Annotated in this window: 12 protein-coding genes; 5 read left to right on the top strand and 7 right to left on the bottom strand. The window is 64.3% G+C overall.

Annotation, left to right across the window (positions count from 1 at the left end):
* Nucleotides 1-34: 34 nt before the first annotated feature.
* Entirely contained in the window at nucleotides 35-1,522 is a 1,488-nt protein-coding gene (gene glpK / locus BKY27_RS12285; RefSeq protein WP_071674791.1) for a glycerol kinase GlpK, read from the bottom strand.
* A 27-nt stretch (nucleotides 1,523-1,549) separates the two neighbouring features.
* Nucleotides 1,550-3,133: a glycerol-3-phosphate dehydrogenase gene (glpD, locus tag BKY27_RS12280; RefSeq protein WP_071674919.1), complete on the bottom strand. Its 1,584-nt coding sequence runs from the start codon at nucleotides 3,131-3,133 to the stop codon at nucleotides 1,550-1,552.
* Between the two features lie 295 nt (nucleotides 3,134-3,428).
* Here glpD and BKY27_RS12275 point away from each other — a divergent pair, with 295 nt between their 5' ends.
* The 4 genes from BKY27_RS12275 to BKY27_RS12260 all read left to right on the top strand — a co-directional run bounded on the left by BKY27_RS12275 (nucleotide 3,429) and on the right by BKY27_RS12260 (nucleotide 6,777).
* On the top strand, nucleotides 3,429-4,199 hold the full coding sequence (locus tag BKY27_RS12275) for a DeoR/GlpR family DNA-binding transcription regulator (RefSeq protein WP_071674790.1): 771 nt from the start codon (nucleotides 3,429-3,431) through the stop codon (nucleotides 4,197-4,199).
* Between the two features lie 90 nt (nucleotides 4,200-4,289).
* Nucleotides 4,290-5,021, top strand: coding sequence for a PIG-L deacetylase family protein (locus BKY27_RS12270; RefSeq protein WP_071674789.1), 732 nt, complete (start codon nucleotides 4,290-4,292; stop codon nucleotides 5,019-5,021).
* 24 nt (nucleotides 5,022-5,045) lie between these two features.
* The gene (locus BKY27_RS12265; protein WP_071674788.1) at nucleotides 5,046-5,717 is read left to right on the top strand and encodes a 4-carboxy-4-hydroxy-2-oxoadipate aldolase/oxaloacetate decarboxylase; all 672 of its coding nucleotides are present in this window, start codon (nucleotides 5,046-5,048) and stop codon (nucleotides 5,715-5,717) included.
* Nucleotides 5,710-6,777 (top strand): 4-oxalomesaconate tautomerase, encoded by a 1,068-nt coding sequence (locus BKY27_RS12260; RefSeq protein WP_071674787.1) that lies wholly within the window; start codon nucleotides 5,710-5,712, stop codon nucleotides 6,775-6,777. Before BKY27_RS12265 ends, BKY27_RS12260 begins: the two co-directional genes overlap by 8 nt.
* A 12-nt stretch (nucleotides 6,778-6,789) precedes the next feature.
* Here BKY27_RS12260 and BKY27_RS12255 read toward each other — a convergent pair whose 3' ends face one another.
* Complete coding sequence (locus BKY27_RS12255; protein ID WP_071674786.1) at nucleotides 6,790-7,449, bottom strand: TetR/AcrR family transcriptional regulator; 660 nt, start codon at nucleotides 7,447-7,449, stop codon at nucleotides 6,790-6,792.
* 113 nt (nucleotides 7,450-7,562) lie between these two features.
* Here BKY27_RS12255 and BKY27_RS12250 point away from each other — a divergent pair, with 113 nt between their 5' ends.
* The gene (locus tag BKY27_RS12250) at nucleotides 7,563-9,608 is read left to right on the top strand and encodes an NADH:flavin oxidoreductase (protein WP_071674785.1); all 2,046 of its coding nucleotides are present in this window, start codon (nucleotides 7,563-7,565) and stop codon (nucleotides 9,606-9,608) included.
* Nucleotides 9,609-9,683: 75 nt separating this feature from the next.
* On the opposite strand, the gene BKY27_RS12245 is transcribed toward BKY27_RS12250, so the two are convergent.
* The 4 genes from BKY27_RS12245 to BKY27_RS12230 form a co-directional block, all read right to left on the bottom strand.
* Entirely contained in the window at nucleotides 9,684-10,988 is a 1,305-nt protein-coding gene (locus tag BKY27_RS12245) for a UDP-glucose dehydrogenase family protein (protein WP_071674784.1), read from the bottom strand.
* Between the two features lie 168 nt (nucleotides 10,989-11,156).
* The gene (locus BKY27_RS12240; protein ID WP_071674783.1) at nucleotides 11,157-12,122 is read right to left on the bottom strand and encodes a cation diffusion facilitator family transporter; all 966 of its coding nucleotides are present in this window, start codon (nucleotides 12,120-12,122) and stop codon (nucleotides 11,157-11,159) included.
* A gap of 84 nt (nucleotides 12,123-12,206) precedes the next feature.
* The gene (locus tag BKY27_RS12235; RefSeq protein WP_071674782.1) at nucleotides 12,207-12,635 is read right to left on the bottom strand and encodes a MerR family transcriptional regulator; all 429 of its coding nucleotides are present in this window, start codon (nucleotides 12,633-12,635) and stop codon (nucleotides 12,207-12,209) included.
* Between the two features lie 5 nt (nucleotides 12,636-12,640).
* On the bottom strand, nucleotides 12,641-12,979 hold the full coding sequence (locus tag BKY27_RS12230; protein ID WP_071674781.1) for a RidA family protein: 339 nt from the start codon (nucleotides 12,977-12,979) through the stop codon (nucleotides 12,641-12,643).
* Nucleotides 12,980-13,014: the final 35 nt, after the last annotated feature.

Raw genomic sequence — 13,014 nt, 5'->3', positions numbered from 1 at the left:
TGCGGGTGCGGGCGGGGCTGTCAAGCGCGTTCGGTTACACGCTGATCGTCGCCGCCACGGCACGTTTCCACGCTGCGTAACGGCCGTCCCGCGCGCTTGCGTCCATCTGCGGCTGAAACGACCGCTCCAACGCCCATGTGCGAGAGAATTCTTCCATCTGAGGATAAATCCCCGCCCGCATTCCCGCCAGCCATGCCGCCCCCAAGGCCGTGGTTTCCAACACCTCGGGTCGATCCACGGGGGCGCCGGTGATGTCGGCTAAAAACTGCATCGCCCAATCGCTTGCGCTCATCCCGCCATCGACGCGCAGGGTGGCGGCCTCTTGTTCGGCCTGCCAGTCGGCGGTCATCGCCTCCAGCAGGTCGCGGGTCTGGAACCCGACGCTTTCCAGCGCGGCGCGCGCGAATTCCTTGGGCCCGGAACTGCGGGTCAGCCCGAAAACCGCCCCCCGGCATTCCGCGTTCCAATAAGGCGCCCCAAGACCCGTGAAGGCAGGCACGAGGATCAGCGTCTGGTTCGGGTCGGCCTGATCGGCGAGCGGCTGTGTTTCCGCCGCCGTGTCAATGATTTGCAAACCGTCCCGCAACCATTGCACCACTGCCCCCGCAATGAAGATCGACCCTTCCAGCGCGTAAGTCGGTGTGCCGTCGAACTGGTAGGCAATTGTCGTCAGCAAGCGGTTTTTCGACGCCACCGGCGTGTCGCCGGTATTGAGCAAGGAAAAACAGCCGGTGCCATAGGTCGATTTCAGCATCCCCGGCTGGAAACAGGCCTGCCCGATGGTGGCGGCCTGCTGGTCGCCCGCGATTCCAAGGATCGGGATAGGCCGCCCGAACAGGTCCGGGCGGGCGGTGCCGAACTCTGCCGCGCAATCCTTGACCTCGGGCAGCATCTCCATGGGGATGTCGAAGAGATCGCAGATCGTGCGGCTCCACCGGCCCTTGAGAATATCGTATAGCATGGTCCGCGCCGCATTGGTCGCGTCGGTGACGTGAGCGGCCCCGCCCGTCAGTTTCCATGTCAGGAAGGTATCGACGGTGCCAAACAGCAGCTCGCCCTTTCGCGCGCGCTCTCGGGCGCCGTCCACATGGTCGAGAATCCATTTCAGCTTGGTGGCCGAGAAATATGGATCGACCAGCAGACCGGTGCGCGCGGTGATCATCTCGCCATGCCCGGCCTCGCGCAGTTCGGCGCAGAACGGGGCCGTGCGCCGGTCCTGCCAGACAATGGCGTTGTAAATCGGCTTTCCCGTGGCCTTGTCCCAGACCAGCGTGGTTTCGCGTTGGTTGGTGATGCCGATGGCGGCAATGTCCTCTGATCCCAATCCCGCCTTTTCGATCGCGGCGCGGCAGGTCGAGGCCGTGGTGGTCCACAGGTCGGATGGGTCATGTTCCACCCAGCCCGACTGGGGAAAATGCTGCGCGAATTCCTCTTGCGCCGCAGCGACGATCTGCAAATCGGAATCGAACAGGATCGCGCGGCTTGACGTGGTGCCCTGGTCGATGGCGAGGATATGGGTCATGTCTCGGTCTCCTCCCTGGAGGTCGTATTATTGGGCCGCGCGGCGGGCCTGCATCCAGTCGTCCAGCCGGGTGATCTGCTCGGCACTCAGCCGCAGACCCAGCTTGTTGCGCCGCCAGACCACATCCTCGGCCCGACATGCGTATTCGTGATCCATCAGCCACGCGACCTCTCGCGCGGTCAAGGTCGCGCCGAAGTCTTCGCCCAACGCCTCGGCGCTTTCCGCGCCATCCAGCATCCGCTCGGCGTCGGTGCCATAGGCTCGCACCAGCCGGGCGGCCCAGTAACCCGCCAGAAAGGGATAATCCGCCGTTAGCCGGTCGGTCAGGGTGGCGACCCCATCGACGGGGAAATCGCCACCGGGCAGCGGAACTCCCGCCGTCCAGTTGCCGGGCAAATCGGAAAACACCGCGCCGATCTGCGCCAGCGCGCTTTCGGCCAGTCGCCGATAGGTGGTGATCTTGCCGCCGAAGACGTTGAGGATCGGCGCCCCGTTGCAATCGGTCTTCAAGGTATAGTCCCGCGTTGCCGCCGTCGCCGATTGCGCCCCGTCGTCATATAGCGGTCGCACGCCGGAATAGGTCCAGACGACATCTTCTTCGTCTATGTCCGCCTTGAAATACTGGTTGGCGAAATCCATCAGGTAGCGCTGTTCCTCGGGCGTGCAGACGGGTTTTTCGGATGGGTCCGGGTGATCCTTGTCGGTCGTGCCGATCAGGGTGAAATCCTGCTCGTAGGGAATGGCAAAGATGATCCGGCCATCCGTTCCCTGAAAGAAATAGCACTTGTCATGGTCATAGAGCCGCCGGGTCACGATATGACTGCCACGCACCAGCCGAACGGTGTCGGGCGTGTTCACACGCAGTTTGCCTTGCAGGATGTCGCCCACCCAGGGGCCGCCGGCATTGACCAGCATCCGGGCCGTGACCACGCGGGTGTCGCCGGTTTCGGTATCTTCCAGTGTCACGCGCCATGACTCTGCGCCGCGCTCTGCCGAGATCACCTTCGTCCGGGTCAGGATCGTTGCCCCGCGCGCCTCGGCGTCGCGCGCATTCAGCACCACCAGACGCGAATCTTCGATCCAGCAGTCGGAATATTCATAGGCTTTGCGGAACCGGTCCTTCAACGGGTCACCCTCGGGGCTGTCATGCAGATCCAGCGTGCGGGTACCGGGCAGGATCTTGCGTCCGCCCAGGTGGTCATAAAGGAACAGCCCCAGACGGATCAGCCACGCGGGCCGCCGCCCGCGGGTCCACGGCATGACGATATTCAACAGGCGCGAGGTGGGCGTCGCCCCCTCGAACCGCATGTCCTTGCTGTAGGGCAGCACAAAGCGCATTGGCCAACTGATATGGGGCATCGCGCGCAACAGGGTCTCTCGCTCGATCAGCGCCTCTCGCACCAGCCGAATTTCGAAATATTCAAGATAGCGCAGCCCGCCGTGGAACAACTTGGTCGAGGCCGAGGAGGTGGCCGAGGCAAGGTCGTTCATCTCTGCAAGCACGACCGACAGCCCGCGTCCCGCCGCGTCGCGGGCAATGCCGCAGCCGTTGATGCCGCCCCCGATGACGAGAACATCGCAGATGTCGGGCCGAGATGGGGATGGGGTCACGGAACGTCCTCCGGTTGCACCGAACGGGCGGCGCGGCTGCTGCAATCGAGGCGATCCTGTCCAAAAGCGCGCAAAAAGGAAAGGGCGATATGTTCGCTTTCATGCGATTATCACATAAGCCCGTGTTTCAACGGGCAAATCGGCAATCATTGATGCACTTGCTCGCCCGGAATCCGCCCTGACTTGCCACCAGACACCGTGCGCGCTCCACCATCGAAGAGAATCGAACGAAAGCGAACATTTGCCCTCGCGCCCGCGCGTCGGATCGGCCATCATGCGAGGCGGAGGTGCGCCCATGTCACTCGGCTTTCGCCAGGCTGAAATTCTGGAAATTGCCCGCCGCGAGGGCAAGGTGACGGTCGAGGACCTTGCCAGCCGCTTCGGCGTGACCCTGCAAACCATTCGCCGCGACCTGACCGAGCTGGATCAGGCCGGGCAGCTCGACCGCGTGCATGGCGGCGCGATCATCCCCTCTGGCACCACCAACCTGCGCTATGAGCACCGGCGCGGCATCCTGTCCGAGGAAAAGGCCGCAATCGCGCGCGCCTGCGCTGCCGACATTCCCGACGACTGCTCGGTCTTTCTCAATATCGGCACCAGCACCGAGGCCGTGGCCACAGAGTTGATCCACCACCGCAACCTGCTGGTGGTGACCAACAACATGAACGTCGCGCACCTGCTGGCCCGTGCGCCGGGGGTCGAGGTGATCGTGACAGGCGGCAGCCTGCGCCCCTCGGACGGCGGCTTGATCGGCGCATTGACAGTCGAAACCATTCGCAAGTTCAAGTTCGACTATGCGGTGATCGGCTGCTCAGCCCTCGATGCAGACGGCGACCTGCTGGATTTCGACATCCAGGAGGTGGGCGTAAGCCAGACCATCCTGTCGCAATCCCGCCGCTGCTTCCTTGTTGCCGACCACTGGAAATTCCGCCGCAGCGCCCCGGCGCGCATCGCGTCGCTTGGCGACCTGGACGCATTCTATACCGACCGCCCCCTGCCCGGCGGTCTGGCCGGGAAATGCGCCGATTGGGATACCCGCGTGGTGGTGGGCCGTCCCGGCCTATAGCGAAAACTAATCTGCGGCCACGGGCTTCCGAATTGCCGGGAACGGGCCTGCGTGGGAACAGATGGGTCATCGCCCCGCAGGAGGTTTCCAATGTCCGCCGCAACGTCCGCGCTTGTCATTTCCGCCCATGCCGCCGACTTCGTCTGGCGCTGTGGCGGGGCCATCGCGCTGCATGCCGAACGGGGCTGCGCGGTCACCGTCTTGTGCCTGTCCTTCGGGGAACGGGGCGAGAGCGCGCGCCTGTGGAAAGAGGGTAGATCCCTGCAAGAGATCAAGGATATCCGCCGGGGCGAGGCCGCCGCCGCCGCCAAGGCGCTTGGGGTTCAAAGCCTCGTTTGCCTCGATCTGGGTGACTACCCACTGGATTTCTCGATGGAAAACAAGATGCGGATCGTCGATGTGATCCGGCAGGTGCAGCCCGACTTCATGCTCTCGCATTCCCAGTATGACCCCTACAACACCGACCACATGAAAACGACCGAGGCCGTGCTAGAGGCGCGGATGATCGCACAGGCATGGGGCCACAATCCGGGCGACCCGGTGCTTGGTGCGCCGCAGCTATACCTGTTCGAGCCGCACCAGACCGAACAGATGGGATGGCGGCCCGATACCTTCCTCGACATCACCCCGGTCTGGGACAAGAAGCGCGCCGCGATGGAATGCATGAACGGGCAGGCCCACCTGTGGGAATATTACACCCGCGTGGCCGAGCAACGGGCCAACCATTTCAAGCGCAATTCCGGCGGGCAGGCCGGTGGCCGCGACTGCCGCTATGCCGAAGGCTTTCAATCGGTGTTCCCGCGCACCGTGGATTCCCTCTAGGCCCTGTTCAGAAAGGCTCCGCTGATGCCCGTCGTCGTTCAGACCATCCCCCGCGCCGCGCCAGACACGATCGACCGGCTGGCACGGGCCGGGGCCGCCACCGTGCACGAAGCACAGGGGCGCACCGGGTGCCTTGCCGCCCGCCTGCGGCCAATCTTTTCCGGGGCGCGGGTCGCGGGCTCTGCCGTGACCATTTCGGCCCCGCCGGGGGACAACTGGATGCTGCACGTGGCCATCGAGCAGGTGCAACCCGGCGACATCATGGTGCTCTCTCCCACCTCGCCCTGCGATATGGGGTATTTCGGCGATCTGCTGGCCACCTCGGCCATGGCGCGCGGCTGTCGCGGGCTGGTGATCGACGCGGGCGTCCGGGATGTTCGCGAGCTTGCGTCCATGGGCTTTCCCGTCTGGTCCAAAGCGATCAGCGTGCAAGGCACGGTCAAGGAAACGCTCGGCTCGGTCAATGTGCCCATCGTCTGCGCGGGTCAGCATGTCTCGGCGGGCGACGTGATCGTGGCCGATGACGATGGCGTGGTGGTCGTACCCTGTACAACAGCCGACGCCGTGCGCGACAGGGCCGAGACGCGGATGACCTCGGAGGAGGCCCGGCGCAAACGGCTGGCGGCGGGCGAACTGGGGCTGGACATCTACGACATGCGCCCGCGTCTGGCTGCCAAAGGGCTGACCTATGAATGATCCCGTACGGGACGGCATCCCGTGCCTCTGGATGCGCGGCGGCACGTCCAAGGGCGCCTATTTCCGCGCCAGCGATCTGCCAGCCGACCCCGCTGCGCGCGACGACCTTTTGATCCGGCTCATGGGGTCGCCCGACCCGCGCCAGGTGGACGGCCTCGGGGGCGGCGACCCGCTGTTTTCAAAGGTTGCGATCCTGTCGCCGTCCAGCCGGGCCGACGCGGATGTGGATTACCTGTTCCTTCAGGTCTTCGTCGATCAGCCGCTGGTGTCAGCGGCACAGGGCTGCGGCAATATCCTTGCCGGGGTTGGCCCCGCAGCCATTGAACTGGGCATGGTCGCTGCCAAGGGAGAGATGACCGAGCTGCGCATCCACATGCGCAACACCGCGCAAATCGCGGTCGCGCGGGTGCAGACGCCGGGCGGGCGCGTCCGCTATGACGGCGCCACCCGGATCGACGGCGTGCCTGGCTGCCACGCCCCGATCCCGCTGCTATTCCAGGAGCTTGCCGGGTCGATCTGCGGTGCGCTGCTGCCCTCGGGCCATGTGCGCGACCGCATCGACGGGCTGGACTGCACGCTGATAGACAACGGTATGCCCTGCGCGATCCTGCACGCCGAAGCATTTGGCATCACCGGCACCGAGAGCCGAGCGGACCTGGACCACCGTGCAGACCTCAAGGCCCGGATCGAGCGGGTCCGCTTGCAGGCCGGGCCGATGATGGGGTTGGGAGAGGTGCGCGACAAGAGCGTGCCCAAGATGGTGCTTGCCTCTCCTCCCCGCGCGGGCGGCGTGATCGGCACCCGGTCTTTCATTCCCCATCGCTGCCATGCGTCCATCGGGGTGTTCGCCGCCATCACCGTGGCCAGCGCCTGTCGCGTGGCGGGGTCGGTCGCGGCCGATCTGGCGGTTCTGCCCACGGGCCACAGTCATGATGTGGAACACCCCGCAGGCGCGACCGAGGTTCTGATCGACCTCGCCCCGGACGGAGCGATTGCAGCGGCCGGGACAACGCGCACCGCCCGCAAGCTTTTCGAGGGGCGGGTGTTCCCAAGGCGGTAGGTCAGGCGGTCGTCACCCGGATCCGGTTTTCGGCCGATATCCGTGCCGGGCGTGGAACCGGGCCAGTTCCCGCTGTGACGGTGCGAGGCCGGAAAACGTCTTTACGTAATCGGGAATCCGCGCCATCCGAACCGCCAGATCCTCCTGCACCTGCATCGAGATATAGCCGATCTGCACAAGGTAGACCGTCCGCGCCCGCACATCGGCCTCGGACGGGTCATAGCCAAAGCGGTCGAACATCGCACGAATGGCTTCGAGTCGCGTTTCGTCCGCCACATTCACCCGTGCGGCAACCGCGTCCGATTGATGGGCCCATCCACGCACCGCCAGATCCAGCCGGGCCTCGAACGCCCCACCCTCCAGAAATTCCGATGCAAGGTTCAGAACCGCTTCGGTGATGGTCTCGGCATAGGCCTGTGTCGCGGCGATGAGGCCCCCGGTATTGGTCTGTTCCCACGTCTCCAGCAAAGCATCCAGCAGGGCGGCGCGGTCTTTGAAGAACCAATAAAAGCTGGTGCGCGACAGTTCCAGCCGCGTGGCGAGCGGTTGGATTTTCACCGCATCCAGACCGGACTCGATGAACGCCTCTTGCGCCGCCGCAAGCCAGACCTCGCGCGAGCCGCGCCAGCCTGTGGCTTTGCCCGCCGCGTCCTGTGTGTCAGCATCATTCATGGGCCTAACCTACCCCCTCGGCCCGTCGGGGGCAATAAAATCGTCACTGATGAACGAAAACTTGACATGTATGAACATTTTAGAAATGCTATGCGCGAACAACGGAGCGAGCCATGTCCAACGATCCCCTTCTTCAGCCCTATCAGCTCAAGCACCTGACCTTGCGCAACCGCATCATGACGACCAGCCATGAACCGGCCTATCCCGAAGACGGGATGCCGAAAGAGCGCTACGCGGCGTATCACGCCGAACGGGCCAAGGCGGGCGTCGCGCTGGCGATGACGGCAGGGTCGGCGGCGGTATCCAAGGACAGCCCGCCGGTCTTCAACAACATCCTCGCCTATAAAGACGAGGTGGTGCCATGGATCCGCCAGTTGACCGACGCCTGCCACGACCACGGCTGCGCGGTGATGATCCAGTTGACCCATCTGGGCCGCCGGACCGGCTGGTCCAAGGGCGACTGGCTGCCCTCGGTGTCATCCACCAAACACCGCGAACCTGCGCACCGGGCCTTTCCCAAGCTGGCCGAGGATTGGGATATCGAACGCATCATCACGGACTTCGCCGACGCGACCGAGCGGATGAAAGCGGGTGGCATGGACGGGATCGAGTTGCAGGTCTATGGCCACCTGCTGGATCAGTTCTGGTCACCGCTGACCAACGACCTCGACGGTCCCTATGGCGGGCAGACGCTCGACAGCCGGATGAAGCTGCTGATGGACGTGCTGACCGGCATCCGCACGCGGGTGGGCGATGATTTTATCGTCGGCCTGCGCTACACGGCCGACGAGGCCGAGGCCGGTGGCATCACCCCCGAGGAAGGCATCGAGATTTCCAAGCGGCTGGCCGACAGCGGCATGGTGGATTTCCTCAACGTGATCCGCGGCCGCATCCACACCGATCCGGCGATGACCGACGTGATCCCGGTGCAGGGCATGAAGAACGCTCCGCATCTGGATTTCGCGGGCACAGTTCGGACAGCCACCGGACTGCCCACCTTCCACGCCGCCAAGATCCCCGATGTGGCCACCGCGCGCCACGCCATTCAGGCTGGCCTGCTGGACATGGTCGGCATGACCCGCGCGCACATGGCCGATCCCCATATCGTTAAAAAGATCGTCGAGGGGCGCGAGGATGACATCCGCCCTTGCGTCGGGGCGACCTTCTGCCTCGATCGGATCTATGCCGCGGGCGAGGCGCTGTGCATCCACAACGCGGCCACGGGGCGCGAGCTGACCATGCCGCACACCATCGCCCCGGCCGAAACCCGCAAGAAGGTGGTGATTGTCGGCGCCGGCCCTGCAGGTCTTGAGGCCGCCCGCGTCGCCGCCGAACGCGGCCATGACGTGACCGTGTTCGAGGCGCAGCCCGATCCGGGCGGCCAGATCCGCCTGACTGCGCAGAACCCGCGACGGCGCGAGATGATTTCGATCATCGACTGGCGCATGGCGCAATGCGCGGCCCGCGACGTGGAGTTCCACTTCAATACCTGGGCCGAGGCCGGGGACGTGACCGCGCTGGACCCGGACGTGGTGATCGTCGCCACCGGCGGCCTGCCCAACACAGAGCTGTTCGAGTCCGGCAAGGAGCAGGATCTGGTCGTCACCTCCTGGGATCTGATCTCGGGTGACGTGAAGCCGGGGCAGACTGTGCTGATCTACGACGAAAGCGGCGACCATCCCGGCCTGATGGCCGCCGAGGTGGCCGCGAATGCGGGGGCCAGCGTCGAGGTGATGACCCCCGACCGCGTCTTCGCCCCTGACATCATGGCCATGAACCTGGTGCCCTACATGCGCGCGTTACAGGACAAGGACGTGACCTTCACCGTCACCCGCCGCCTGCTGAATGTCACCCGCGACGGTAACCGCCTGCGGGCCACCATCGGCACCGATTACAGCAATTTCACCAGCGATAAGACTTATGATCAGGTGGTGGTGAACTACGGCACCCTGCCGTTGGACGAACTCTATTTCGACCTCAAGCCGCTTAGCGCGAACCAAGGCGCGGTGGACTACGAGGCGTTGATCGGCGGACGCCCACAGGACGTGAGTCGCAATACCGACGGGGGCTTCATGCTCTACCGTATTGGCGATGCGGTCAGCGCCCGCAACACCCATGCGGCGATCTACGATGCGCTCAGACTGGTGAAGGACATCTGAGGCGTATCAAGGTGCCGTGAACCGGCACCATCGCCATGTCAGTGGTGCGCGGTTTCGCGGGGGACGGTCACGACATCACCGCCCGTTGAACGCGCAGTTGGTAAAGCCTGCGTCCCACAAGGCCTGCCGGTGGTAAACATTGCGCAGATCGGCAATGCGCGGCTTGGCCATCGAAGCGGCGATCCTTGGCAGGTCCAGCGCCCGAAATTCGTTCCACTCGGTCAACAGCACGATCAGATCTGCCCCCTCGGCGGCCTCGTAAGGGTCATCGTGCCACGTCACGCCGGGCAGCAGTGCCTCGCCCTCTCGGCGGCCCTGCGGGTCGACCACCCGCACCTGTGCTCCGCCCCCGATCATGGTGGGAACGATGGTCAGCGAGGGCGCGTCGCGCATGTCGTCGGTGTTGGGTTTGAACGTCACCCCGAGAACCGTGACCGTCTTGCCGCGAAAGCTGTCATCACACAGATCGCGCAGTTTCTCGACCATGCGGCGCTTGACCTCGTCATTCACCTTCATGACCGTCTCGACGATCTGCATGGGCGAGGCATGTTCCTGTCCGATCCGGGCCAGCGCCTTGGTATCCTTGGGAAAACAAGAGCCGCCATAGCCGGGACCGGCATGCAGGAACTTGTTGCCGATGCGGCCATCCAGACCGATGCCCTTGGCGACCTCTTTAACATCGGCACCGACCCGTTCGCACAGGGCTGCCACTTCGTTGATAAAGGTGATCTTGGTCGCCAGAAACGCGTTGGCTGCGTATTTGATCATCTCGGCGGACTCGATATCGGTGATGACGATGGGGAAATCGCGCAAGTAGAGCGGGCGGTACACTTCCGACATGATCTCGGCCGCGCGCTCGGACTCCACGCCGATCACGACGCGGTCAGGCTTCATGAAGTCCTCGATCGCGGCGCCTTCGCGCAGGAACTCGGGGTTCGAGGCCACATCGAAATCGGCCTCGGGGTTTTCGGTGGCGATGATCTCTCGCAGGCGGCGATTGGTGCCGACCGGAACCGTCGATTTGGTGACCACCACCGTGTAGGATGTGATCGTTTTGGCGATGGCCTTGGCGGCGGCGTCCACATAGCTCAGGTCCGCATGACCATCGCCGCGCCGCGTCGGGGTGCCGACAGCGATGAACACGGCCTGCGCGTCTTCCGTGGCCTCCGCCAGATCGGTGGTGAACGACAAGCGCCCCGCCCGCACGTTGCGGGCCACGACATCATCGAGGCCGGGTTCGTAGATCGACACCTGGCCAGCCCTCAGCCGGTCTATCTTGGCCGCATCGGAATCGACGCAGACAACGTCATGACCGAAATCGGACATGCACACTCCGGAAACCAGGCCCACATATCCCGTGCCGACGATGGCAATACGCATCCGCTCCAGTCCTTTCGTTACCCTACGCTTACCGGCGACAATAACCATCGCGCCCTCTGGCGCGCCAGCGCAATCAGACGCGGCCGGGCACCATTTCCCCCCGAAACGAGTGGCGTTTGCCGGGGGGTGTCGCCGACGTGTCCGGACCGGCACAACCGGTCACGCGCCCTATTCCTGCGCAGGGTTTCCAGACAAGGCCCCGTCGCGGCAGCCATAGATCCCGGCAGCGTCATGGGCGCGGTCCTGATGCTCGAATTCCAGCGTGGAATGACCGATTCCGAAACGCGCGTGCAGCATCGCTTTCAGCGCGGCCTTGACCCGTTCCTGCCGCGTCCATGCGGCATCGGTCAGCACGATATGCGCGTCCAGCGCCGCCTCATGCTCCTGCATCTGCCAGAAATGCACATGGTGGAGAGACGCGACCCCATCGACCCCGCGTAGCGCTTCCAGCACCTCGGCATTGTCGATATGGGCGGGGCTGCCCAGCATCAGCGTGCGCACAGGCCCGCCGATCTCGCTAATCGCCAGCCACAGGATGTAGACCGCGATGCCAATGGTCACGATCGGGTCCACCAGTCGCCAGTCATAAAGCAGGATCAGAGTGCCCGCGACGATCACCGCCACCGAGCCAAGCGCGTCCGAGAGGTTGTGCAGAAAAAGCGCCCGGATATTCACGCTGTCTTTTTGCATCGTCCATGTCAGCCATGCAGTCAGCGCGTCGATCACCAACGCCACCCCCGCCACGACAACCACCGTCCAGCCACCGACCGCAGGCGGGTCGATCAGGCGCATGGCACCTTCGTAGATCAGGTAGAGACCGACGATGATCAACGTGGTGTAGTTGATCAGGGCGGCAACGATCTCGATCCGGCCATAGCCAAAGGTCATTGCCTCGTCCGCCGGGCGGCGAGCCACCTTTCGTGCGGCAAAGGCGATGGCGAGCGACGCCATGTCCGACAAGTTGTGCAAGGCATCGGCCACCAGTGCAAGACTGCCGGACATGATCCCGCCCACGATCTGCGCGACGGTCAGCAGACCATTGGCCCAGATCGCCAGCGACACGCGACGGTCGCCGCTGTTAGCATCCAGATGATGATGATGGTGGTGATGGCCGTGGCCATGGTCGTGGGGCATAGGGGGCCTTTCCGGGGTCAGTCTCCGTGAGTCGGCCTTCTTGATAAGACCTACAGCAACTGTAGGTTCAAGCCCCGAATTGCCCTATCCGCCGATGTCTTCATGTTCGGTCAGGCATTCGGCGTGGTCGCGCAAGACGCTCAGCACCCGGCAATCGCTGCCGCTTTGTCCATCGCAGTCCTGCACCATTCGGCTCAGTTCCGTGCGCAGGGCCTCCAACCGGGCAATCCGCGCTTCCACCTGCCGCAATTGCCGCTGCGCAATGGAATCCGCCTCGGCGCAGGATTGGTGGGGGTTGTCCGCCAAATCCAGCAGCTCTCGGATCGCATCGAGCGAAAAGCCCAGTTGCCGCGCATGGCGGATGAAGGCGAGGCGGTCGAGCCCCGCCTCGTCATACCGTCGCTGGCCGCCCTCGGTGCGACCGGCCTCGGGCATCAGGCCGATCTGCTCGTAATAGCGGATGGTCTGGACCTTGGTGCCAGTCTTCTTGGCGAGGGTGCCGATGGTGAGCATCGCGTTCAGCAGGCCGCCGTAACGATGATTTCCACGCGATACTTCGGGGCGGCCAGCTTGGCCTCGCCACAGGCACGCACAGGCGAATGGCCGGACGGAACCCATGCGTCCCAGACGGCGTTCATCTCGTCGAAATCGGCCATGTCGGCCAGCCAGATGATGACTTGCAGCATTTGCTCGGTCGAAGATCCCGCCTCGGCCAGCAGGGTTTCCACCTGGGCCAGGCAGTCGCGCGTCTGGTCGGCCACGGTGTCGCCCTCTCCAACCTGACCGGCAAGGTAGACCGTGCCGTTGTGCTTGACGATCTGGCTCATCCGGGGGCCGGTGTGGTTGCGTTCGATCATGGAGGAACTCCTTGGAAATGGGGCCACGGCGGGCC

Origin of the sequence: Nioella nitratireducens, assembly GCF_001879715.1 — a bacterium.
Taxonomy (GTDB): domain Bacteria; phylum Pseudomonadota; class Alphaproteobacteria; order Rhodobacterales; family Rhodobacteraceae; genus Nioella; species Nioella nitratireducens.
Note: the sequence above shows the minus strand (reverse complement) of the source record. Positions and strands in the feature narration are given on the sequence as shown.

Excerpts from the sequence above, each read along its gene's own strand:
- BKY27_RS12265 (WP_071674788.1), top strand. The coding sequence starts at position 5,046 with ATGCCCGTCGTCGTTCAGACCATCCCCCGCGCCGCGCCAGACACGATC.
- BKY27_RS12255 (WP_071674786.1), bottom strand. The coding sequence starts at position 7,449 with ATGAATGATGCTGACACACAGGACGCGGCGGGCAAAGCCACAGGCTGG.
- BKY27_RS12275 (WP_071674790.1), top strand. The coding sequence starts at position 3,429 with ATGTCACTCGGCTTTCGCCAGGCTGAAATTCTGGAAATTGCCCGCCGC.
- BKY27_RS12270 (WP_071674789.1), top strand. The coding sequence starts at position 4,290 with ATGTCCGCCGCAACGTCCGCGCTTGTCATTTCCGCCCATGCCGCCGAC.
- glpK (WP_071674791.1), bottom strand. The coding sequence starts at position 1,522 with ATGACCCATATCCTCGCCATCGACCAGGGCACCACGTCAAGCCGCGCG.
- BKY27_RS12250 (WP_071674785.1), top strand. The coding sequence starts at position 7,563 with ATGTCCAACGATCCCCTTCTTCAGCCCTATCAGCTCAAGCACCTGACC.
- BKY27_RS12245 (WP_071674784.1), bottom strand. The coding sequence starts at position 10,988 with ATGCGTATTGCCATCGTCGGCACGGGATATGTGGGCCTGGTTTCCGGA.
- BKY27_RS12230 (WP_071674781.1), bottom strand. The coding sequence starts at position 12,979 with ATGATCGAACGCAACCACACCGGCCCCCGGATGAGCCAGATCGTCAAG.
- BKY27_RS12240 (WP_071674783.1), bottom strand. The coding sequence starts at position 12,122 with ATGCCCCACGACCATGGCCACGGCCATCACCACCATCATCATCATCTG.
- BKY27_RS12260 (WP_071674787.1), top strand. The coding sequence starts at position 5,710 with ATGAATGATCCCGTACGGGACGGCATCCCGTGCCTCTGGATGCGCGGC.
- BKY27_RS12235 (WP_071674782.1), bottom strand. The coding sequence starts at position 12,635 with ATGCTCACCATCGGCACCCTCGCCAAGAAGACTGGCACCAAGGTCCAG.